Origin of the sequence: Clostridium neonatale (assembly GCF_900465025.1) — a bacterium.
GTDB lineage: Bacteria > Bacillota > Clostridia > Clostridiales > Clostridiaceae > Clostridium > Clostridium neonatale.
Genome location: NZ_UICR01000002.1, coordinates 262,198 through 285,715 on the forward strand (window position 1 = coordinate 262,198; position 23,518 = coordinate 285,715).

General features: G+C 29.6%; 26 protein-coding genes and 2 pseudogenes. 1 reads left to right on the forward strand and 27 read right to left on the reverse strand.

Annotated features, from left to right (window positions below; all coding sequences use genetic code 11):
- Window positions 1–39: 39 nt before the first annotated feature.
- From CNEONATNEC86_RS21580 to CNEONATNEC86_RS12865, 19 genes and pseudogenes are all read right to left on the reverse strand, one after another.
- Window positions 40–540 (reverse strand): annotated as a pseudogene (locus tag CNEONATNEC86_RS21580) (DNA/RNA non-specific endonuclease); the annotation flags it as partial.
- An 18-nt stretch (window positions 541–558) separates the two neighbouring features.
- Window positions 559–1,422, reverse strand: coding sequence for a hypothetical protein (locus CNEONATNEC86_RS21295; RefSeq protein WP_200848527.1), 864 nt, complete (start codon window positions 1,420–1,422; stop codon window positions 559–561).
- A 776-nt stretch (window positions 1,423–2,198) separates the two neighbouring features.
- Complete coding sequence (locus tag CNEONATNEC86_RS12785) at window positions 2,199–2,471, reverse strand: DUF4274 domain-containing protein (protein WP_200848528.1); 273 nt, start codon at window positions 2,469–2,471, stop codon at window positions 2,199–2,201.
- Between the two features lie 101 nt (window positions 2,472–2,572).
- Window positions 2,573–3,232, reverse strand: coding sequence for a hypothetical protein (locus tag CNEONATNEC86_RS12790; protein WP_159136134.1), 660 nt, complete (start codon window positions 3,230–3,232; stop codon window positions 2,573–2,575).
- A gap of 46 nt (window positions 3,233–3,278) precedes the next feature.
- Window positions 3,279–3,629 (reverse strand): hypothetical protein, encoded by a 351-nt coding sequence (locus CNEONATNEC86_RS12795; RefSeq protein WP_159136135.1) that lies wholly within the window; start codon window positions 3,627–3,629, stop codon window positions 3,279–3,281.
- Window positions 3,630–3,646: 17 nt separating this feature from the next.
- Window positions 3,647–4,393, reverse strand: coding sequence for a hypothetical protein (locus CNEONATNEC86_RS12800; RefSeq protein WP_243145359.1), 747 nt, complete (start codon window positions 4,391–4,393; stop codon window positions 3,647–3,649).
- Between the two features lie 120 nt (window positions 4,394–4,513).
- A complete protein-coding gene (locus tag CNEONATNEC86_RS12805) occupies window positions 4,514–4,984 on the reverse strand; it encodes an SMI1/KNR4 family protein (protein WP_159136136.1) in 471 nt (156 codons plus the stop codon).
- 263 nt (window positions 4,985–5,247) lie between these two features.
- A complete protein-coding gene (locus tag CNEONATNEC86_RS12810; RefSeq protein ID WP_159136137.1) occupies window positions 5,248–5,721 on the reverse strand; it encodes an immunity protein YezG family protein in 474 nt (157 codons plus the stop codon).
- Window positions 5,722–5,734: 13 nt separating this feature from the next.
- A pseudogene (locus CNEONATNEC86_RS12815) lies at window positions 5,735–6,118 on the reverse strand (DNA/RNA non-specific endonuclease); the annotation flags it as partial.
- Between the two features lie 18 nt (window positions 6,119–6,136).
- The gene (locus tag CNEONATNEC86_RS12820) at window positions 6,137–8,356 is read right to left on the reverse strand and encodes a hypothetical protein (protein WP_338149285.1); all 2,220 of its coding nucleotides are present in this window, start codon (window positions 8,354–8,356) and stop codon (window positions 6,137–6,139) included.
- A gap of 72 nt (window positions 8,357–8,428) precedes the next feature.
- Entirely contained in the window at window positions 8,429–8,800 is a 372-nt protein-coding gene (locus tag CNEONATNEC86_RS12825) for a DUF4280 domain-containing protein (RefSeq protein ID WP_276508234.1), read from the reverse strand.
- A gap of 35 nt (window positions 8,801–8,835) precedes the next feature.
- Window positions 8,836–9,360 (reverse strand): imm11 family protein, encoded by a 525-nt coding sequence (locus CNEONATNEC86_RS12830; RefSeq protein ID WP_159136139.1) that lies wholly within the window; start codon window positions 9,358–9,360, stop codon window positions 8,836–8,838.
- 19 nt (window positions 9,361–9,379) lie between these two features.
- On the reverse strand, window positions 9,380–10,000 hold the full coding sequence (locus CNEONATNEC86_RS12835) for a hypothetical protein (protein WP_159136140.1): 621 nt from the start codon (window positions 9,998–10,000) through the stop codon (window positions 9,380–9,382).
- Window positions 10,001–10,002: 2 nt separating this feature from the next.
- The gene (locus CNEONATNEC86_RS12840; RefSeq protein WP_159136141.1) at window positions 10,003–11,421 is read right to left on the reverse strand and encodes a type VI secretion system Vgr family protein; all 1,419 of its coding nucleotides are present in this window, start codon (window positions 11,419–11,421) and stop codon (window positions 10,003–10,005) included.
- A 47-nt stretch (window positions 11,422–11,468) separates the two neighbouring features.
- On the reverse strand, window positions 11,469–12,053 hold the full coding sequence (locus CNEONATNEC86_RS12845) for a hypothetical protein (RefSeq protein WP_159136142.1): 585 nt from the start codon (window positions 12,051–12,053) through the stop codon (window positions 11,469–11,471).
- 70 nt (window positions 12,054–12,123) lie between these two features.
- Window positions 12,124–12,306, reverse strand: a complete 183-nt coding sequence (locus CNEONATNEC86_RS12850) for a hypothetical protein (protein ID WP_200848529.1) — start codon at window positions 12,304–12,306, stop codon at window positions 12,124–12,126.
- Complete coding sequence (locus CNEONATNEC86_RS12855) at window positions 12,299–12,565, reverse strand: Mor transcription activator family protein (protein WP_159136143.1); 267 nt, start codon at window positions 12,563–12,565, stop codon at window positions 12,299–12,301. Before CNEONATNEC86_RS12855 ends, CNEONATNEC86_RS12850 begins: the two co-directional genes overlap by 8 nt.
- A gap of 980 nt (window positions 12,566–13,545) precedes the next feature.
- Complete coding sequence (locus tag CNEONATNEC86_RS12860; RefSeq protein WP_159136144.1) at window positions 13,546–13,923, reverse strand: hypothetical protein; 378 nt, start codon at window positions 13,921–13,923, stop codon at window positions 13,546–13,548.
- 12 nt (window positions 13,924–13,935) lie between these two features.
- The gene (locus CNEONATNEC86_RS12865; protein ID WP_159136145.1) at window positions 13,936–15,318 is read right to left on the reverse strand and encodes a hypothetical protein; all 1,383 of its coding nucleotides are present in this window, start codon (window positions 15,316–15,318) and stop codon (window positions 13,936–13,938) included.
- A 575-nt stretch (window positions 15,319–15,893) separates the two neighbouring features.
- On the opposite strand from CNEONATNEC86_RS12865, the gene CNEONATNEC86_RS12870 reads away from it, so the two are divergent.
- Window positions 15,894–16,391 (forward strand): hypothetical protein, encoded by a 498-nt coding sequence (locus CNEONATNEC86_RS12870; RefSeq protein WP_159136146.1) that lies wholly within the window; start codon window positions 15,894–15,896, stop codon window positions 16,389–16,391.
- Between the two features lie 68 nt (window positions 16,392–16,459).
- On the opposite strand, the gene CNEONATNEC86_RS12875 is transcribed toward CNEONATNEC86_RS12870, so the two are convergent.
- From CNEONATNEC86_RS12875 to CNEONATNEC86_RS12910, 8 genes are all read right to left on the reverse strand, one after another.
- Entirely contained in the window at window positions 16,460–16,909 is a 450-nt protein-coding gene (locus CNEONATNEC86_RS12875; RefSeq protein ID WP_159136147.1) for a hypothetical protein, read from the reverse strand.
- A gap of 16 nt (window positions 16,910–16,925) precedes the next feature.
- Window positions 16,926–17,285 carry a hypothetical protein gene (locus CNEONATNEC86_RS12880; protein ID WP_159136148.1) on the reverse strand — a complete coding sequence of 120 codons (360 nt, stop codon included), beginning with the start codon at window positions 17,283–17,285 and terminating at the stop codon, window positions 16,926–16,928.
- A gap of 167 nt (window positions 17,286–17,452) precedes the next feature.
- On the reverse strand, window positions 17,453–18,001 hold the full coding sequence (locus CNEONATNEC86_RS12885; RefSeq protein ID WP_159136149.1) for a T6SS immunity protein Tdi1 domain-containing protein: 549 nt from the start codon (window positions 17,999–18,001) through the stop codon (window positions 17,453–17,455).
- Between the two features lie 19 nt (window positions 18,002–18,020).
- A complete protein-coding gene (locus CNEONATNEC86_RS12890; RefSeq protein ID WP_159136150.1) occupies window positions 18,021–18,491 on the reverse strand; it encodes a polymorphic toxin type 15 domain-containing protein in 471 nt (156 codons plus the stop codon).
- Window positions 18,492–18,981: 490 nt separating this feature from the next.
- Window positions 18,982–19,287: a hypothetical protein gene (locus CNEONATNEC86_RS12895; protein WP_159136151.1), complete on the reverse strand. Its 306-nt coding sequence runs from the start codon at window positions 19,285–19,287 to the stop codon at window positions 18,982–18,984.
- Window positions 19,288–19,297: 10 nt separating this feature from the next.
- Window positions 19,298–21,874 (reverse strand): EndoU domain-containing protein, encoded by a 2,577-nt coding sequence (locus tag CNEONATNEC86_RS12900; RefSeq protein WP_159136152.1) that lies wholly within the window; start codon window positions 21,872–21,874, stop codon window positions 19,298–19,300.
- Window positions 21,875–22,148: 274 nt separating this feature from the next.
- Complete coding sequence (locus CNEONATNEC86_RS12905) at window positions 22,149–22,604, reverse strand: DUF4274 domain-containing protein (protein ID WP_159136153.1); 456 nt, start codon at window positions 22,602–22,604, stop codon at window positions 22,149–22,151.
- 19 nt (window positions 22,605–22,623) lie between these two features.
- Entirely contained in the window at window positions 22,624–23,010 is a 387-nt protein-coding gene (locus CNEONATNEC86_RS12910) for an AHH domain-containing protein (protein WP_200848530.1), read from the reverse strand.
- Window positions 23,011–23,518 lie beyond the last annotated feature (508 nt).

Below are 23,518 nucleotides of genomic sequence, written 5' to 3' on the forward strand. Positions count from 1 at the left end.
TAGTTATCTCGCATTTCTTTGACTCCTTTTCCTTACTATTTAAGGCCACTCTCCTATTATTTTTCCATTTGAATCAGGATTCATATTCTCATATAATCCATCAATCCCCTTTACTATTTTATCATTTGGACCTTTTGGTGCTTCTCTTCCAACTGATTTTAAATCATATCCTGCATCTTTTAAACTTTGGTTATTAATAAGATTATCTATATATCTTGTTGGCCTTGATGAACCGTTAAATTGAGGAACAATATCAACCTTAACTGTACTTTTATTTGCTTTAGCTTTTGCCCACTCCATTTCCATATTATACCACTCACCACTGCTACGATTAATTTTTGCATCTTGAGGTAATAAGTTATCGATATCCCCAGATCCTTTAAATTGATTTCCAAATAAATGACCACCATCATCCGTTGGTAATCTGTCTTTCCCACCAACTTTTCTTTGTGCATAAGGATTTCTTTTCCCTTTTCCAATAGCTAAATTATCTGTATGAGCATGTACAATATTACCACTAGCATCTGTCTCATATGTATAGCCATTTGAATCAGTATATTAAATCTCAGGTTTCAATTCTTTTCTGCCATTTTTTCCTTTAGTAAATTGTTCTCCATAATTGACTTTAGTTTTCCCCCCACCACCTTTATCATCATCAATTAAGTCTTCATTAAGCGATTTGTCCCTTGCACCACTGTTAGAATTACTCATATTATAAATAGAGCCACCTGCAATAGCTATAGACGCTGCTTCTTTAACTCCTACAATGGCCTCGCCTGAATATGATAACACAGGAACAACCATATTAGTGTTTGCTATTTGCATATTTCCTATTGAAATTCCACCCATTCCTTTTGGGGATATATTTCCAGTGGATTTTATGCCATTAGCGATTGTTGCCACATTTAGAACATATTCTCCATACTCATATGCATTCTTATAAGGTGCTAAATCTTTAAAGAATTGATGTACATAATTTGATGCATTGTTTAACATCTGACTAGTTTGATCAGCTGATATTTGATAACTAGTATTATTACGTGTAAAAGGAAGATATTTTGATGCTTCATTCAATAAGCTCACTGTTCCCAAAAAAGTTTGAGCTGTCCAATCTGCTGCTGAACAAAGTTCTGTCTTCACCATATCGGTAGCACCAGTCACCGCTCCACGAAATCCCGACTTAACAACCTCTAAATAATCAACTTCTTTATTAGCTGACTTTTGAGAATCAATACTATTCTTTGCTCCATTATAAGCTCCTACAGCTGCACTCGCTGCTATTGCTCCTAATGCTATTACAGCTACTGTTGCTCCAAATATAAATACTGATGCAACTGCTGCAAGCGCAAGTTTTCCCCAGCTGAATCCCTTTTTCTTTTGGTTTTTCAGGTTCAGGCTTCTTACCTGCCTCTGCCTCATCATCAGAATCTGCACTTAAATTTAGTTTCTTGGGACTTGTTATTGTTATTCCTACATTATCATCAATACTTATGCTTATTGGTGATTTACTTCCACCCTTTATGTTTATCGCACTTGGTGTCATCTCAACTTCGCTGCCATGCTCTGTTCCAAAATATCTTTTAGTTGTATCTGCTGTCTTCTCACAGCTACTTCCATTATTTCTTACACATCCTGATACTAATGGTTCATTACATGTTTCATCTGAAAAATATAACTTTGCACTTGTTCCAACTATAGGCATACTATACATAGTATTTCCTGTTGGTGGTGCATACTTAAACCATGCTGCTTCACTTTCACTTTGATATTTGTCAATATCAAGTTTAAGCTTCACTTCTTCTCCTTGAGTAGCTAATACTTTTCCCTCAATGGAAGCTCCAGATATTAGAGAATTATATATTTTAGTCTGCCATACTCCATTTTTTTCTGCAAAGCTTATACTTATATATTATTTCATCTTGATATTTACAAGCTACATATTCTGTTACATATACATCCTTCTGCTTGAAATAAATATTATCTCCTAACTCAGATCTTTCTCTGCTATTTCTTTCATAATAAATTTTAATAATTGTTTCTACCTCTTAGTTACTCTCTACTAGAAAGTTCTTATAACCTACTGCCTAGAATCGTCGTAGATTGTCATTGAATTCAACTCCCTAAATTCATATAGACTTATTTAAAAATCATACTTATATCTGGATTATTCTTTTTCAATTTAAAACTTTGAATCTTCGTTAATGGTGGTATAAACTTAATATTCTTTGCTTTAAATTAAGATTTTTTAATTCTTCTCTATTTTCTAAAATTCTATGTCCATCATCGTCAAAGAAAATAATTAATGCAGTTCCTAAGTCACAATTGCTATTATTTATTATATTATAGGGAATCTCAAAACCATTACCACAGTTATAATTTCCTGCTATTATATGCAATAACTCAAAATCTGTTATATCTTTAATATCATCCATAGTATCTTTTATTTGGGCTGTATAAAAGTTTATATACATAACAATAATCCCTAAATATCACATCATTATAGCTTTTTTAAATTTTATACATCTTTTAATATTTGCTTCTTATAATTAAATAGTTACTAAATTATCGTAAGTTACTGAAATGGACTATCATAAAGCCATCCTAAATATGGTTCTCCAACATAAACCATATCCTTCTTGCTAAAATTATAAATCAATGCTACACATTTAGTTGCCACAAAATAAGGAAGAATTTCTTTCCAGCATTTAAAGATTACATTTCCTTTTTGATTTAACAGCTCTTTTAATTCTTTACCATCATCTTCCGTCAATACTATATTAAAAAGCTTCTTTCCTTTAGATTCTACCAAAAGATAATCTTTATCATTTTGTATGACATATGCTCCTCCTTTCATATATAAATCCATTACTACAATTTCCCTATATAGAAGTTTTAACATATCTGTATCTAGAATTAACTGAGATTCATCTCCTAAATTAATTATAGCTCCTTTATTTTCTGTCCTTAATATACTCCTAATTATACTTATTGCATCAATTTCAATAATATTATTAATATCTAAATATTGCTTAGCTTCAGTTAGTACCTCTTTACTAGTAGCTATTACTGTATATTCATTTTTATTCAACATAATTTTAACCGGTGACTTTTCAGAATTACATGCACAATAATATATAATTGCTTCCCTTGACAACATTTGTAATAAATTCTGTAAGGATTCATGTTTTTTACTTATTTCTATAATTCTATTTCTAACATTATCATTATACATTTTTATACCTAACCTTTATAATTTCAATTAACAGTAAAGTAAACTTTTATAAGCTTAATATATTTTTATCTTCAACTATTCTATCCGCCTCATTCTTTTTTATCCATTTATGATATACTGAACGTTCTATGAATTCCATATTTAACTTAGACCCCACTTCATTGTTGCTAGTATAAATCAGTATACTAGCATCTTTTTCTGCTATAACTTGAAACTTATATCCTTTATAAAAGCAATTAGTCTGTATATAGTATATCTCTCCAACATCCTTTCTTTCTATAATTTTACATCCTATCTTACTTTCATCCGATTTCAGTTTAATAATTTTATTCTTTTTGTCATAATCAATAACTTCATACTGCTTTCCCATATATAATGTATATTTACCTAATAACATAACTAATTCCTCTCAATTTATTTTATTTTTACGAACTTACCATCTACATACTTGGCAATTAATTCTTCAATTCCTGTTTCACTATTTACCCTGTACAATTCCGCACCTTCATTAGGCTTCAGATATTGCATTGTATATTCAGGAATAATATTATCATTCATGTCCTTAGTAAATCCATGCCCTGTAAATGGATCTGGTGATGTATCAAATCCACCAGCTGGTGCTTTCGCACCTACTCGCTCCATAGCTGGTCCATATGGTATATCTATTTTGTCTACCGCATCAGTTTTAAATCTTATTACACCATAATCCTTATCTACCCCTACATTAAATGGAGTATTTTCATCCCCTAACGCTAGCCCATCATAAACCTCTTGTAATTTATTTAACTCTTTAGTATCTTGAGCTTTAGTTATAAATCCACCTACTGTATTCCATGGATCATCATCTTTTATATAATTATCTATTTTTCCACCATCAATTACTTTTTGTAATGTTGTATCACTGTTAGGCGCTGGAACTTGTTCTCTTATCTTCATCATAATTTTTCTTTGTTCATCAGCGAGCTCAGAGGCACTTTTCATTCTCATTGAATTAAATTCAGGAACGTCTATTGCATTATTCATTCGTTTAGGTTCTAATTTTGACGTATTTTTAACATCCTTAAATTCCTTACCAAATCTCTTCAAGGCATCATCAACATTACCTAAATTACTTCCAAGTACCACTGTTTTAGGTCCATTTTGCATATTCTTAAATGCCATTTTCCTTTTATCAAAATAAAAAAGATCTTAGCGAAGAATATATCTTCACTAAAACCTTACTTAGTAAATTTGCTAAGCTTCACTCTAATGTGCATTAAATAATACTAAACCAAAATTATATTAATCCTCTGGTACAAACAATCCATTAATAAAGTCATTGAAATTTTTTGCAACTAAACTCATATACTTATACGAAGGAACATACTCATCTTCATTAAATTCTTCCATATCTAGACTCCAATAATAAATTGAGCCTATATTATTTCCTTTAATACAAATACATATTTTATTTTCCATAGGATCAGCTCCTATTGCCAAGAAATCCGAGTGAATTAGTCCTTCCATATTAAATTCTTTATAAATATTAACCAAATTAGGTTCCTTTTCTGCAGATAATGGAAATAATAACATTAACGACGATGTATGAATTCCATCTGCTGTCTGAAATCTTCTGATATTTGGTTTTCCACCATTGTTTTCTAGTAAAAATTTCTTATAATCTTCTGGTAAAACAATGTTATATTTTAACTCGAACTCCCTTATTTTTTCTGTATTTGTTGGCTTAAAACTATATTCAAAACTTATGCTCATACAACCTCTCCTTCATTTAATTAAATTTATTAAATGATTTAATTAAACTAGACATCCTGAATTATATTTTCCTATCTCCAACAATACCATTTTTAAGATTTTCCCCTCCACCAACAATTATAAATTTATTTACCATTTAAATTTCTAATATTGTCCTGAACTCATTTCTTCTATATGTTATTTTAGTTAAACAATTCATTAATACGATTAAATCCACCTTCTTCTATAATATAAATACTCATGTAAGAGCATAAATTAATAACTTAATTCTTTGATATATATTCACTAAGCAATTCCTTTGAATACTTATCTTTCGGAATATAGTTAAATTTTGTATAAGCCCAAACAATCTCTCGTAATGAAGGTATCATTTCTTTGAAAATATTCTCATTATATGAAAACTCTACACTAAATTTACCTTCTTCGCTTACATTCCAATACATTTGTACCCAATTTTTTTGATTATTTTTTATAAAACAATCATATATTTTTATCATGATATCATTCGCTTCTATTAATAAATCATCAAAGATTTCTTCAGATACATTGTATTTATCTGGAATGTCAAAAGCTCTTTGAATAAAATTATTATCATCAACAAAATAAAATGTAATATTATAAGTCGATTTATTTTTTTCTACTTCTCCTAAAAAAAATATTTTTTTCCATCCAGTTGGTATCATAGATACTATGTGATTTACTAATTCATTATATAATCTATCTAACTCTTTTTCCATAATTCGTCTCCTATCAATTATCTATAATTTTTATGGTTTTCTTTCCATCAATCCAATATTTAACTATATATCTTGTTGGCCTTGATGAACCGTTAAATTGAGGAACAATATCAACCTTAACTGTACTTTTATTTGCTTTAGCTTTTGCCCACTCCATTTCCATATTATACCACTCACCACTGCTACGATTAATTTTTGCATCTTGAGGTAATAAGTTATCAATATCCCCAGATCCTTTAAATTGATTTCCAAATAAATGACCACCATCATCCGTTGGTAATCTGTCTTTCCCACCAACTTTTCTTTGTGCATAAGGATTTCTTTCCCCTTTTCCAATAGCTAAATTATCTGTATGAGCATGTACAATATTACCACTAGCATCTGTCTCATATGTATAGCCATTTGAATCAGTATATTAAATCTCAGGTTTCAATTGTTTTCTGCCATTTTTTCCTTTAGTAAATTGTTCTCCATAATTGACTTTAGTTTTCCCACCACCTTTAGCATCATCAACAATCTTAGAAATAGCATCCTGAATCTTAGTTGATTCTTCTTTCACAGGAACTGTCATCCCATCTGGTGTTTGTGCTAATTTTACTGGTGCAAATACATCATCAAGCTTCTTGGCAATATTCATAAGGACAGATTCATTCTTGCTTAATACTTTATTAACTGCATTTTTTACATACTTAGATGCACTCTTTAAAGCCTTTCCTGCTCCATGCAATAATCCTGCTGTTGCTGCACCTATAGCCCCATCAAACAATGTCTGACCTAGACTAAATTCACCTTCAATAGCTTGATTGAGTAGACTATCAGCCATTCCGTTAATACCACCAAAGGCCATCATCCCGCCTAAACTTTGAAATGCTCCAAACGGGCCCAATATGGCTCCAGATACTGCTCCAACCAGTGCATTTTTTATATATGTGCCTAAGCTACTTTTCTCCCCACTTATTGCATCACCTACTGCCGTACTAGCAACTGATATTAGTGCTCCAACTGCTGCTCCAACTAATACTGCTCCTACTCCAAATGTAGCTACTGAAACTGCAACTGCTGCTACTGCCACTACAGCAACAAGTAAACTCCCCCAGCTAAATCCTTTCTTCTTTTTTGGAGGTTCAGGTTCAGGCATCTGTCCTGCCTGTGGTTCATCATCAAAATCTGCATATGATTCACTCGAACTTCCATTTTTTATTACCTTCTCAGATAAAAAATGTAAATCTGTTTCTAATGAGAAACCACTTTCTGTATTTGTTTTTTGGGCATTTATCTGACTTACACCATTAATTTTAACATTTTTAGGTGTCTTCATTATTATCTCAGAATCTGCACTTAAATTTAGTTTCTTGGGACTTGTTATTGTTATTCCTACATTATCATCAATGCTTATGCTTATTGGTGATTTACTTCCACCCTTTATGTTTAGTGCACTTGGTGTCATCTCAACTTCGCTGCCATGCTCTGTTCCAAAGTATCTTTTAGTTGTATCTGCTGTCTTCTCACAGCTACTTCCATTATTTCTTACACATCCTGATACTAATGGTTCATTACATGTTTCATCTGAAAAATATAACTTTGCACTTGTTCCAACTATAGGCATACTATACATAGTATTTCCTGTTGGTGGTGCATACTTAAACCATGCTGCTTCACTTTCACTTTGATCTTTGTCAATATCAAGTTTAAGCTTCACTTCTTCTCCTTGAGTAGCTAATACTTTTCCCTCGATAGAAGCTCCAGATATTAGCAAATTATATATTTTAGTCTGCCATACTCCATTTTTTCTGCAAAGCTTGTACTTATATATTATTTCATCTTGATATTTACAAGCTACATATTCTGTTACATATACATCCTTCTGCTTGAAATAAATATTATCTCCAAGATTATATCTGTCTCTCGTATCTATTTCATAATAGAAATAATCTGTATCATGATAGCCTTCATCATATCCCCCTGCTTTATAAAATGCTTTTAAATCCTTACAAGCCTTATATTGTATATTATCTTTTATTTCATAAGTTTTTCCTTTGGTTCTTCCAAAATAAAACAGATTATTTATGCTAATTATATCACAATATATTTCCGAATTTAACTCACTACATATTCTCTTTAAAAAATTCCAGTCTGTTTCTTTATATTGAAAAATGGGCTTGTTTATCTTTTTACTACATCCAGCACTTTGAATAAATCCTTTTTCACTATAATCCTTTAAAACAGACGATATAAGTTCATCATATGTCATATTAATATTTTGAAATGATCTACTTTTTTCTTTTATATCAAGCTCTGAGGTTTTTGATATTCCCTCTATTTCTACATAATAGTTTCCATTTTCATTAGTTGTTTTTATGATCTTTGTTAATCCATTAAATAATACTGCACTTTTACTTTCATTTACTTTATTAATATCTACTTCTTTATCATTACTTTTGCTTTCTTTTTCTTCATAAACTGTTATCTCATCTTTAGTTGAAGCTTCTATAGAATACTTAAAATTAATACTTTCATCTATTAAACACTTTAAATATAATCTTCCATGTTCATTAGGTCTATTTATAATTTTAATATCTTCTACATGCAATAATTTGTAAGGACTTTTGATCCTTAATGCATGAACTTCACCCATTAAAATTGCTCCTCCTTTATAATCTTCATTTATTATTTATTCACTTACGATTCTAGTAAATAATTTACTATCTTACTCTTCCTGTCCTGTAGTAACAAAAGTTATTTTTCCACCATATTTACATACTAGATATGAATCTGTTGTTAGTGCTGCTTCACCTCTAACTAATGTCTCTTCTTTTGCTTTCATCCACTCTTTTAATATTTCTACTTGACATTTTTTGCCTATAGCATTATTACCATTCATATCTATTACGGCAACATCTCCATCTCCTGCTGGGCAATCACCTGAACATACACCAAAATACTTTATGTTTTTGCCTACTACATTATCCTTCTTATTCATCATAGGTTTTTCAGTTGCATATGACCCATGGCTATTAGGAAGGTTTATATGTCTTTCGTTACTTCCTTTATTGCATACCATCTTAGCTCCACGCACAATATAATATTTTTAATCAGACATCAAAATCACCTCATTTATCGGACTTCTAATCTTTCTAAACATATTCCCTTTGGCTTTCTTCTAAGTATACTTTCAGCAACATCTAATCTAACTACGACTAAATTTTTGCTGATTTCCTTTATCCTAAATATCTTTTTTTCTTGAATTTTTTCTTTATCCAGAACTATCTTTTTGTATATAGTTTTATTAGCTCCTAATTCTGATTTTTCATTAAGAGCTTCAATATCCTCCAATATCGGAAGATAATAATTTTCCTGTCTGTTTCTCTTAGCATCTATAAGTGGAAGAGTTTTTATAATCATTTCTGGGTCATATTTAAAAATTACATTTATGAGCTTTTCTGAAATTAAAAATATCTGCTTGTCCAATATATCTATATATTCACATCTTTCTTCTGCATCTACTTGAAATATGACAACATCATCAATTTTATGAGAATTTTCTCTATTTATATTCTTTACATTGACCTTATAAAATATATCTCTAAGCCTTGGAGTGTTAGTATAACTTTCATCTTGTTTTAATAAAAAATAATCCATAAATTTCTCCTATCTAAGGTTAATTATCTTCAATTTCTTTTCTATTTTCTTCATATATTATTTCTGTCTCATCCATAAATTCACCAACAAGTATTTTCAAGTTACTGCTTTTTTTCATTTCCTTATATGAAGGTAAATTTATAAACTGTTCTTTAACCACATCTTTTAAAAACTCAGCACATAAAATATGATATTTATCAGCTTCATCCAAAATAATATATTCTATATCCATTTCTGTTATAGTTCTGCCGTACTCCATTTTTTTATTCTTTAATAGTGCTTCAAGTTCAAATAAAGTACTGTACAAAAAATTTAGCTCAATATTTACTGAAGATTCTTCCTTATCTAAAAACCAGTTTTCATCATAAAAATCAATTCTAAACTCTCCTCTTCCTTCAAGGATACTTGTCCTTAATAATGAAAAATAGATATAATTAACTTCACCTTTTAAATTCTTTTTCTGCATATCTATGCACTTCTTACATATAAAATCAAACTTCTGTATTAATTTAAAATCAATTTCCTCTTTATTATCTCTATAAAATTCATCATTTTTAATAAACTCATTAACCCAGATATCATCAACATACTTCTTTTTGAATTCTTGTAATACTTCTTCTTTATTGGCATACTTAATCATAATTATTCAATCTTAACCTTTCCACCACTCATTGTTACATCATCTTTTATACTTAGGTTTGCTGAGTTTTGAGTTAAATCAACGCCTGATTCGCCTTTTATTGATACCTTTGCTTTTCCGTTTATTTCTATATCATCTTGAGCATCTAATATTATTTTCTTATCACTTATTATTTCTATTCCTCCATCATCAGTCATTTTAACCATCATGCCACTTCCACCAATTATATTAACTACACCAGGCTCCATAATAAGTTGCTTCCCATACTTAGTTCCAATGCTTTTTACAGATGGATCACTTCTCTTTTCAGTATCCCTGCTTTTTAAATTAACAGAACTTATAGCATAGGCACTTTTTTCTACATTGTCTGGGAAATATAATCTTATTGCATCACCTTTTTCTGGCATACAGTACCATCCTGTTCCATCCTCTGATGAATATATTGTTGAGTATGGGAACCATCTTGCAGTACTTGAATCTTGTTTTCCATCTACCTCTAAATTAACCTTTACAACATCATTCTTTGTGTCTAATATTGTTCCGCTAAGAGAAAGTCCCACAATTTGATTATTGTAAATTCGCCTTATCTTCATTCCCTTTTCATCTCTTAGACTATATTTATTTGAAAAAATGCTATCATGCATTTCGATTTCAGCTTCATATACATAAAGATTTCTTCCTTTAAAAGTAACAGAATCACATAAGTCTAACATTTTATTAGTAATTACTTCATAAGTTATTAAATTTATATCATCTAACCCACTTACACCATTTCCCTCTTTTATTTTGTATTCCTGAATTCCTTTTTTTATTGAGTAATTGAATTCTTCTAATGAATATGCCTTAAGCATCCCTGTTTTTCCTATTGAATACTTTATATCTTCTAATTGACATTCAGGAACTACCCATGAATTAAAATACGATGCTAATCTTTTAATAAATTCCCAATCAGTTTCTTTATATTGAACAACAAAAGTATCAATCTTTGATGTTTCTGTTATATTATCTACAATACTGATATTTTTGTAGCTTGAGTTTACAGTATTTATGATATTTCTATATGTGCTGCCTTCATTTTGGAATGTACGATTTTTCTTATTAATATCCATTAAAAACGTTTGACTTAATCCTTGTATTTCTAATGTTTTTATGTCATTACTTGAATTAATACTTATATTGATAATAATTCCTTGAAATAAATCTTTAACATTATTTTTATCATCTTTTAGAGAAACTTTTATAAAACTCTTATCATTTGCTCCTTCAACATATTTATCGCCTTTTACTGAATCAATTATTCCTTTAACATAAAGTTCTGCATGTTCATTTATCTTGCGTTCTATTCTTAAATCTGTTATTTTCACAAATTCATAATTTGATATTATAATGTCTCCATATGTATAAACATAATCATAAGCCATTGTTTATCATCCCCTTAAACTTTTTTACCATATCTTTTATAATAAAATTACTCTTCTCTAATTACTCTTACTCTCTTTAATACTTCAAAAATAACATCTCTCCACTCTTTATACTCTCCATAACGACAGCTAAAAGTCCCCATGATTGTTTTTTCTTCAAATTCTAGAAAGAACATAAAATTATATAAGAAATCATCTATAGCTGAACTTTTAAATTCAAAATATCCAATGTTTTTTTCATTTGCTTCAAGTATTCCATCTTCATAAAAAACATTAGCTGGATTTGTTTTTTTTATTATCATAATCATTCCATCTTTAAGCTCACACACTTTATCCTCTGTTAAAGGACTATCAATAATATTTAAAGTAAATGTAATGCTTCCGTCTTCATTGCATTTAATTATCTCAGGCCTACCTTCAGATGGATATTTAAGCTTTCTTGCTTCTAAAGGCATGTCCTTAAAATCCTTAGGAATATATAATAGAACCCTTTCTTCATAAAATTTCATTTGTTCAAACTCATAATATCTATTGCTTATTTTTATAGGTCCTGATGTGATATCTTTTTTTTGTTTTTTCTTTTCAGCCTCATTTAGAAAATCCAATATTTTTTCGTCAATATTTTTATTCATAAATAACCCTCCTTATCCATTATTAAAATTACCTATATATATTTATTTTATAATTTTCCATATATATTTTCTATTTTTTCTCCCTAATGGTATTTTTTCTACCGAACGGTAATTCATGTGCATTGAATTTGACTTCTTTACTACGTAAAAATTCTATGAATGCTTTAACGTCTCCCATATAGCTTTCTATTGTTTTAGAACTCTTACCATCTTCAATTAGACTTATCTTGAAACTCTCCACTATTTCATTCATTGTTATTACTCCCTTCAATCTTCTTTAACATTTTTCTTATCCAGTTATCTATATATCCTAATTTCTTAGCAATCTCTTTGCTATCGCTTACGGATTTATCTTGAAGTTCTTTCATTACATAGGCTTTAGAATGTAACCTCATGGGAAAACTTACTTGTTGACCTTTGAAGTATTTATGTATTTTTATAGTTACCTCTAACCCTAGTAATTCAATTAGTTCTTCATATATTCCATTAAAATCTGATTTATCTATACTCAATCCCTCCTTCTTGAAATAGAAAAAGAGTTAATGCTTCCTTTATTAGAAACATTAACTCTTTTATCAGATTTATAATATATATTTATCATTTATTTTAAATTCAGTTAATTTAGCCTTTATTTACAGCTTTTCAATCTGAATGCTACTGTTATTCACATTTTCCTAAATCTCTGTTTTCTGATGCCTTATCGTTGGTTTTTGATGTATTTATCTTGATTGATGTATTGTAATTTTCAATTATTTATTTTATTGAATGATTTTACTATTCATTGATTGGTTCTCTAATTAGATTTTCTACATTGATTATTACTCTATTTCCTAACTGATTAGATTTTTTTAACGGATACATTTATTACTTCTTCTTAATCAGTTATATTTATTAACATTATTGATTGATTATCTTTTATATGTTAATTATCTAGTTATTATTTATTCTGATTAGTTATTATTTATAATTTCTTCAATTTCTTTTATTCTATTTATTTTTATTTATCTATTTCAATTCTTTTAAGTCCTTATTCCCCCCTCCCCCCCGTTACAATTTCCTAGTCCCGAGTTCCAAGTCTCTAGTTATTCTACTCAGCTATCCTATTTATATGTTTTATTCTGTCAATTCTTTTTATTTTTTAGTGCTTTTCTACTACATATATTATGTTCACAGTTCCTTTAACTTTTAAGTGGAATTATTGCCCCTAGGATTTCCTAGCTTATCAGCTTACGGCGTTAGTATAAGCCTTGTTATCTTGGCTTTTGAAACCATTAGTAATATTTCTGTATTATTTTCTACATCACCTACTATCAAGGTATCTGAATGAAATAAGATGATGAGCCAATCTATTTCAATTGACTCATCATCTTATTTCATTGCATTATTTAAGTTATGCAGTATTTATTTTTCTTACTGTTATTGATTCAACTACATTTTGCTACTTTTATTTTTTATGCAGTTAATTACTTCCTTATTATGCATTTACTTAATCCTATAAATTTATATTACTTAACCTAATTGAATCACAATTTATTTCTACCCATTCATTTGATATCTCTTGCTCAATTCCTTCTATATCAATTAATACAATACTATCATAAACTTTTAATGTAGCTAAGTTAGCTTCGCTATTATAATCCAATTTGGCTACTATTTTAATTTCCTTATCTTTCTGGATTATTGCATTATCATTTTCACTTGAAAAGCATATATTAGTTTTCCATATAAGTTCATCATCTATATCCATTTCTACAGCATAGCTTTCATTTATTTCTGGTTTATCTCCATCCCACTCAGCAATGAATTCATTACCTTCTAATTGAACTACTACCCTACGCTTATCTAATATATCTGCTATTTTAACATTCATTGTTTATCACTCCTAATTTTTATATGGTACTCTAACAACTGTATTGTCAACATTCATAACATTATTTACTTGGTCATAAGTCCATATTTCTTCATGATAATGGAACTTACTTGGTTTTGAATTCATTTCATGTGAACCGAATCTTATACTTCTTTTCCCATCAGCAGAGAATATTCTATCTGGGTCTTTTAGCCCTGTTCTTGGATGAATATCAGTATATTCTCCTGGACCTAAAAATTCATCCCATTTATCAACTGCATCAGTAACCTTTACAGGCTTATTTGCATAAACTTCTTTGTGATACCCTCTTCCTGGAATATTGTCAGCTTTAGCCATCCCCTTAGCTCCAGAGTCGCCCTTAATTTTATCATAACTAACTGCTTTTTTATATGGTTTCTTAATATCTATTATATCATTATGTGTATATTTATTCTGAATTCCTTTAACTCCAAAGACTGTTGATACTACTCCAAGACTATTCATCCAGTGTTCTGGTGATAATGGCTTTTCTGGATTAATTGCTCCATTCACCATATCTGCACCACCCATTGTAGCCCAATTAGTAATGTCATATGCATTTTTAGTCTTTAACATTTTCCTTCCATTTTCTGCATTGTTATTCCATACACCCATAGTTAAGTAATTCATGAAGTCATTTGGCGAATTTAGCATCTTTTCACTTCTTGCGCTCATACTATCCCAAGTGCCTTTTGCGAAATCTTTCCACTGTTGTCCATACTTATAAGATCTGCAATTTTCAATAGAATTACCTTTAGAATACACTCCTGAATTATCTGGCACAAACTTAGACTGTCTCGCTCCTCCAGTTCCAATATATCCCTCAGCCTTCGCTGTGCCAACATACCATTTTCCATCTAATCCTTTTACTTTTACCTTCTGACCTTCAATATAATTGCCAGCTCTATTATATACTGGTAAATTGGCAACATTAATTGCTCCATTTGTCTGCTTTTTCCCTGTTGGTATTACTGCATTATTATACACTGTTGTTCCTGTGGCTGCTATAAGACTTTTTTGCAAATTTCCTATATTCTTATTTGTTGGTTTTGTTTGATTTTGTATATTCTTATTTATCGGCTTTGTTTGATTTTGTATTACCGTTTTCTTACTTGATTTAGCTCCATTAACTGCCGAGATTAGATTCTTTTGGGCTGTTTTTCCTATTTGCTTTGCTTTATTTTCTATTTTATTTACATTTGTTTTAACTGTTTGTACACATTTTTTTACATTTGCTTTTGCTCCATTTATTGCTGATGTAAGCTTCTTTTCTGCTTTCTTTACTATTGCTTTTCCTTTATTTACAGTACTTTTTATAGCGCTTTTTGCTTTTCCAATTGCTCCGGATGCAGCCTTTTTTAATGAATTCATATTCATTAGTCTTCACCACCCATTCCTACTACATTGTGGTTAAAGATATATGATTCTCTAGCTCGTCCATTTTCATAGACTACTCCTTCTGCTTCTGTATAACAGTCACCTTCAAGTAAAATAGAGCTTGAACTTTTTTTCTTAACGAGCAGCTTACTTTCAGCTTTTATTCTTACTTTCTTTCCTTTTATTTTTATTCTTCCATCACTATTTACTTTTATATCATCAGAATTTCGTATTTCAACTCCATTATCATCATTAAAATGAAACTTAATACTTCAGAAATGACATTAATTGATGGATGTTGTTCCACTGGTTCATTATTTTTCGGATTAGACACCTATAATTGGAAAGGTGTAACCCTTAATGATATGAACCCTTTAAGAACCAACTTTCTAAATGTATTAAAAAAATAACCATTAAAGCTCATAAAATTAATACTTGATACTGACCTTACATTCATTAATCAACCAGATACCAAAAATCCTATACTTTCAAAGTATAAAGCTAATCTTAAGGCTTATAAAGAAAAGCGTAAAAACTACAAAAAAGTTGACTGCAATGTACAAATTGCATTTGAAATGCTTATAGTTCAATGTATTGATAAGCAATATGTAGAGCAAAAAAATGATATTATTAATCGTACTTTAAGATTTCTTCCAGCTTCTATAAAACTTCAAAATGCTACAATAACACAAAAAGACTGTCTTACATATCTAGAAAATGATACTGTTAAAAAACTAATATTACTCGATGTTCCTTATATTGGGTCTAAAAAAGAATGTGGTATTAAAGATTATAACTATAAAAAATTTCATAAAAAAGTGGCTGATTTGTTATATAAAGCTGAATACCCTTTCATATATTATTGTAGGAGCTCTGCTCCTAAATCTGATAAAAGCAAGTCTCAAGAAGATAAAACAAATATTATGAAAATGAAGCTTGGTCAATACTTTTTTAATAAAGGTTTTTATTTTCAAAAAGTACATCTTGAAAATGATACTGAACTTATGATTTCTAATGTACAGTACTCAGAATCACAATTTCAGTGGAATGATTTTTCTCAAAACTTATTATAAATTAAGCCAGTATTCACTTGTATTTGATATATATGAATACTGGCTTTGTTTTATTTTGATACAATTACTTATAAATTTGCTTTTTCAAAATCACAAGAATCCAATTCAAGTTCAAGAGAACCTTTAATCTCAATTTTTGCCCCAATCTCTATTTCTACATCATCTTCAAATTCAATTATAATATCATCTCCCAATCCCTGTATACTGCACATTATGCTGTCACTATCTTCTATTTCTTTAACTATTCCAATAGCAATAATGTGTGATGATTTATTGATCGGTTGAACAAAACCATATTTATCACTATTTTCAAATTTATACTGTGTTACTAATTCTATTTTTAACTTACCATTTATAATATCATCTTTTCTTCTTTTTTTAGAATCACTACTATTTTCTAAATACTCATCATATTCTATAAAATGTACACATATCAGTTCTTTAGAAACACTTCCTTCAACTTTACTCCATCTTTCATATCCATCCCCATATAATTCTTTAATTTTAAAACTTTTCATAATATACATCCTTAACCTACTGTAATTTGCTAAATGATTTTGGATCACTTGGCATCATTGATTGTATTTTTCCATCTTTAAATATTACAGCAATTCCTTTCTTAGTTTTTTTAGCTCCATCTATATAATACATATCTTTTCCATTAACCCCAAGTCTTGATGCTGTACATTCTTTTTTCACCCTCATTGCTTGTTCAGTAAAATTTTCAAATCCTTCAACTGAATTCTCAAATTTAGAGGAATCAACTCCTAATCTATCAGCTAATGATGGTATACGATCAGGATACTGTTCCCAGTAATCTGCAAAATGCTTTACTCCTTGGTTAGTTCCATCTTTTAACGTACCCCATTTAGATGCTGATGTGCTTTCATTCATTAAATCTCTAACAGTTTTATTACCACCCTTGACATCAATTCTTTATACTTATATTTACTTCTTTGATTAAACAAATCAATAATATGGCATTAAAAATCAACTAAGTATCCATACAAATAACTTAGTATGAATACTTAGTTGCTATTCTTAAATAACCTATTTATATTTTACATTCCAATTTTTCCAACCATCTGTGCTATTAACTCTATATGTTCTAGTGTTTTAACTTTCTTTATGTTTTCTACCCTTTCACTTCCTCCTAAACCTAGTAATGGTACATACCCATATGACTCATCAAACTCCAATTTTCCATATTTATCTAATGTGTGTTCATATTGTTTGTTATCCAGATAGTCATTAACATACTCAGAATCTGTTAAATCATCCCAAAAAAATTTGCATCCTTTTTCTAAAATATCAAATTCCCCCTTACGATATTTGATAATCCCCAAATATTCATTCTTTTCCCATGTTATAACATCCCCAAATGCTGTAATAATAATTGGTATAGACTCTTTTCCTCTAAAATACGTATCACTAATAAGTTCTTGATATATATTGGGATTAACTATTCTTAAGTATCCATTCATAAAATCACCAAACCCATATTGCCTCCATACATTTAGAATTTCATCTGGCAGTTTGTTTGAATACTCTTCTAATGTAATATCATTTGTAATTTCGTTTATCTTAAAATCATTCAATATTTTATACATTCTTAGGCACCTCATTTTCTTAGTATGTTAAGTTAACATTCAGTTTTGTAGATTTTTTTTCTGCATCACTCATATTCTTAGCCATATCTTGAATTTTACTATCAACTTCATCAATTCTATATTTCCACTGTACTCCAATAGATGAATTAACTCCTTTATCCCCCAATGTACTAACATTAGCTGGTTCTCCACCTGCAATTTGATCTGGATTGTGTAATGCTGCTTGTTTTTTCATCCACTTATTAGCTTCATTTTTTGCTTCGCTATATGACATTCCATTATTACGTAATTCATTTATCTTATTTGCTAAAGCTTCTTTTCTGGCTGCTACTTGTGTTGCATTTCCTTCTAACGAACGCCCTTGGTTTATATATCTTTGGCGATTTTTCAAGTATTGATCTACTGTAAGATTATTCATTCCCTTTTCTTGGTCCGCCAACTGCCTTGCAAATTCATCTTCACTATATTTACTATTATAATTAAATTTCACTTCAATTTCATCAAGTTTATTTATGGTTTTACTGCCACCCTTGACATCACATCTTTTTGTATTAATTATATTACAAAACCAGCTATGATTTACTACTCATAACTGGTCTTGACATGAATTTTACATGGAATTTAGTTGGTACTTTATATTAGTTCGGGAAAAAATGTTGTGTTAAAAATCATGACTATGAAAAGTTTCATAATAAAGTATCATACTTACTCCATAAAGCTGAATGCCCTTTCATATATTATTGCAAGAGTTCTGCTCCAAAATCTTATAAGACTAAACTTCAAGAAGATAAAGAAAAGATTATAAAAATGAAACTTGAATAATACTTCTTAAACAAATGTTACTCTTTTCAAAAAATACTTCGAAAAAATGGTACAAACTTATACTTTCTAATATTTTGTATTCAAAATCACAGTTTCAGTGAAATGTTTTTCATAATGTCTAAGCTCTTCATAAATACTCTATGCATATTACTTAAACATTAATCTAAAGCCTTTTCTGCAAACATTATATCGCTTTCTAAATCTAGATTTGGATATTTCGTTTGTACGCTTTTTAAAGCTTCTATAAACTTTTCACTTTGAAAAACCTCAGAAATATCTTCAAATATTTCACTTAACCAATAAATATCGTGTTCATCACAATTATTTATAAATTCAATCGTATCATCTTCACTAGTAATTAATTCTTTTGTTAGCATATTCCAATAATCTTCCGTTCTTGGATCGTCAGGGTGCAACATCTCTCTTTCTTTTATTAATTCTTTAATTCTAACTTTATTTATCATAACTAACCTCCTAAGGTTGCCTTGAATTATCTGGCATTATTGTTCCTATACCCTTAAACTTTTCATTTTTAATAACCCCTACTCTAACACCATTATACTCTCCGAACATCCATTGTCCATATGGTACATTGAGATTTTCTGGCAAATTCGCAACATATTCACCTGCATTTGAAATATCTTGAGCTGTCCAATTTTTAGGAAACCACGCTTGTCCTGTTCCAGTCTTTTTGAATTTATTTTTATGGTCAAGAATATTCCCAACTCTTACCCCATTAGGATACTCTTTAACAATATTATACTCAATACCATTTTGCTCCAAATAATCAATATTTTCTTGCCCATGCCCTCCATTAACTAATCTATTATTATTGTTAAACTCACCTAATGAAGAATGTTTAATCCTATCAGAATTAACTGTAATTTTAGTATTACTTTTTATATCACTAGTTCTATTGCCACCCTTAATTATATCATCAATCTTATCAACATTATCAATTTTAGCTTCACTTACTACCTTTGTTCCTGTTGATTCTATATTTTTTAAATTCTTTAATTCTTTATTTACATCTGAAATATAGTTTGAAGCATTTCCGCCATTAACTCCAAGAACTGTACCCCTCGGCTTTTTATTAACATTATTAATCGCCTGTCTTAATAATGCAGTATTATCCTTTACAATCCCAGCTTTAGCATTAATGTATGGCTTATTTAGTCTTGCATAGTCTACACATGCAGATGAGATTTGCTGCACTCCATGAACAGCTAGTGCTGTGTCAATTGCATTTAAAGTAAATTTAGTATTCTTACTTGTATCATCAAATGTTCTTTTATATGATGAATTTTCTCTTAACTCATTATAGTTTTTTGCATCAAGTTCGTTCGCTTTATTAATATTATCCCTCATTGTAACATTTGGATTATCTACACAAGACCTATCATAGTCTAACCCTAACCAATTTTCACCTATATAATCTAACGAGTTTCTAGCTTCAGTACTATATTTATTTATACCGCCAACAATTCCATTCCCCACCGACTTCCAATAATCAGCCGTAAAGCATGAATTGTCTTTTTCAAAAGCTTTTTTATCAATAGGTGTAAATTCTGACATTCCTAAATCTTTATTATACTTTACTGTACCCAAATAATATTTACCATTACGAGCTTGGTTTTGAACAAACATTCCATCTGCTCCAAGTTTCTTCCATGGATCATATTTTGTTATCTTCAATTCATCACTCACAATTGGTACTGAATTACCATTGTCTTGTGTTATATAACATTCTCCACTTACTTCCTGATTTCCTGCCAAAGCTGATGCTATCGCATTACCATTTGGATTAAACTTATTAAGTTGCATTTCTGCCCTAAGTGCAAGAAGTTCACTTAAATTCGGAATATCATCATTAAATGGTGCAAAAGGTTCCCTACAACTTCCATTTTCATAAACAACAGTAGCTTCATTATAAAGTTCACCTTCAAGTGAAATAAAACCACCTTTACCTTTAGATACAATAAGTTTATTACTTCCACTAATAGATACATTTCCAGCACTCATACTTATGCCGCCTTGAGTACCTATATTTAGGTTATTATTACTGCTTAGGCTTATTCCACTCTCATCATTAAAGCAGACATTCATGCCACCTCTATAAAAGTTTATGGCTCCTGGAAGCATATCTAAGTAGTTTCCACTTTCTGTTGCATAATATCTGTTATCTGGATTTGCACATCTTCCAAATGTAGATCCATTTTTTCTTACACATCCAGTTACTACAGGTCTGTCATATTCATTTTGGAAATAAAGCATTACATTATCTCCAACTAATGGCATTGAATAAAGTATATTTCCTGTTGGTGGTGCATAAACAAACCATGCAGCTTTGTTTATATCCTGTTTTTCATCAATATTTAGTTTTAACTTTAATATTTCTCCTGTTGTTTCTAGAACTGTTCCTTCAAGAGATATTCCACTTAGCTTCTTATTATAAATCTTTTCCTGCCATATGCCCTTTTCTCTGCAAAACCTATACTTATATATTAATTCACCTTTAATATATTCAGCTTTATATTGATTAATATAAAAATCTATATTTTTCAATTTTATAGAATCTCCAATTTTCATACTTTCTCTTAGGTTTACTTCATAATAAAAATAATCAGTATCGTGCAGATTTCCATTTGATGCTGATATTTTATGATACTTATCTAAGTCTTTAACTGCATTATAATTGACATCATCATTTACTATATAAGATTTTCCTATAGGTTTTCCAAAATAAAACATATTAGTCAAGTTTATTATATCAGAAATCAGTTCTAATCCCAACTGGCTTGCTATTCTTTTTAAAAACTCATAATCTGTTTCTTTATATTGAAATAATGGTTTTTCAATTCTCATTGGCATACTCATACATTGTCCAAAGCCAAAACCTGCATAATCTTTTAATATTTCATATATTACATCATCATAGCTCATCTTCTCATCTTGAAAAGATCTGCTTTTTTCTTGTATGTCTAATAATGAACTGCTTGTTAATGCTTCTATTTCTAAATAATGTACACCATCAATATTAGTTGTTCTCAATTCCCCTCGATTTCAACTGGAATTATTGAACCTAGGATTTCCTTGTTTAACAACTTACGATAGTTTTCAAGCCTAGATATCTTGGACTTTAAAATATCTCATCACAAGAAAAAAAGATTAATGCTCCAATTATTGAAGCATTAATCCTTTTAACTTCTTTCACTGCATTATAATAATTATGCAGTATTAAACTTTCTTGATTTTATTTATTCAACTTGTTTCTTCTATCTATAATTTTTATGCAGTCACCCTCCTCGTTATTATTCATTTAATTTTAGATAATTGGCATTTCAATTACTTCACCATTAGATTCTTCTAAAAATACTTTGTCTATATTTGAATTGTTTTTTTTCAGTTTGAAAATTTGAATCTTAGTTAATGGTGGTATAAATTTAATGTTATTATACCTAAATTTATTATTTAAAATTCTGTTCTCTATTTCTGAAATAAAATTAGACCACTGTTCTAAATTAGGATTTTTTAGTTCATCCTTATTCTCCAATACCCTATAACCATCAGCATTATAAAAAATCATTAGTGCTGTGCCTAAATCACAATTATTATTATTTATTATACTATATGGAATATCAAAACCATTATCCCAGTTATAATTTCCTGCAATTACATGTAGTAATTTACTATCTGATATTCCTTCAATCTCACTAATAACCTCTTCTTTATTTTCACTATATAGTAATTTATGCACATATTCTATTTTAAAGTTATCCATTATAGTTGCTCCTTAATTATTATTTTCTTATCCTGTTCAGACTTCTTTCCCATAGGTCTACAGTAGCACCTTGACTTGGATATAATGGCAATCCACTTTCTTGTAATTTTCTTAAATCACTCTGCAAGTCAAAAACTTGCTTTTGAAGTACTTCAACACTTTGATTAACATCCATATTGTTTAACTGCCTTTTTACCACATCATTATATACTGAATGATATCCTCTATGTCTTGACATAGCACTTAGGTCAGCATCTGGTGTCCTTAATAATATTCCATTTGAAGCATCATCTAAATTCATTCCTATTTTTTGAAGTATTGGATTATCTGCCATTTCTGCTGGAATTATATGTTGTGCTTGATGCCCTGTCCATTTAGTTGACCTCTTTAGTCCCATTGATTCCATTATATTTTTACCTAGTTTAGTAGAATCACCACCTGTAACTACACCTTGATTTCCAGGAATTAATCTTCTGGTAGGGCTACTTCCCCCCTTACTCCCATTCTTAGATGCATCAATTATATCATCACTATTCTTAACAATAAATTCACCTACATCATCTGAATGCTTAGCTGCCTGTTTTAATCCAGTATCTAAAACTCCTGGTACTATTATGCATGCTGCTAATATTGCTCTATTACATTCTTCACCTGTGATAATATCTTTTCCTGCTATAAAGCTTAGTCCATTTTCAACAGCTTCAGCCGCCCCCTTGGGGCAGAATCTACCTTTTTATTTTTAGTGGTAAAGTTGAGTATTTTCAACTACTTCTAATCACTTATCATTTTTAGTGTTATGTAGTTACTTTTTCAACCTTTATTTTCCTTAATATGTTAATCTTATTTTATCATGCCACCTCTTTAATTTCTACATTAGGCATTACAAGAAAAAAAGATTAATGCTCCAATTACTG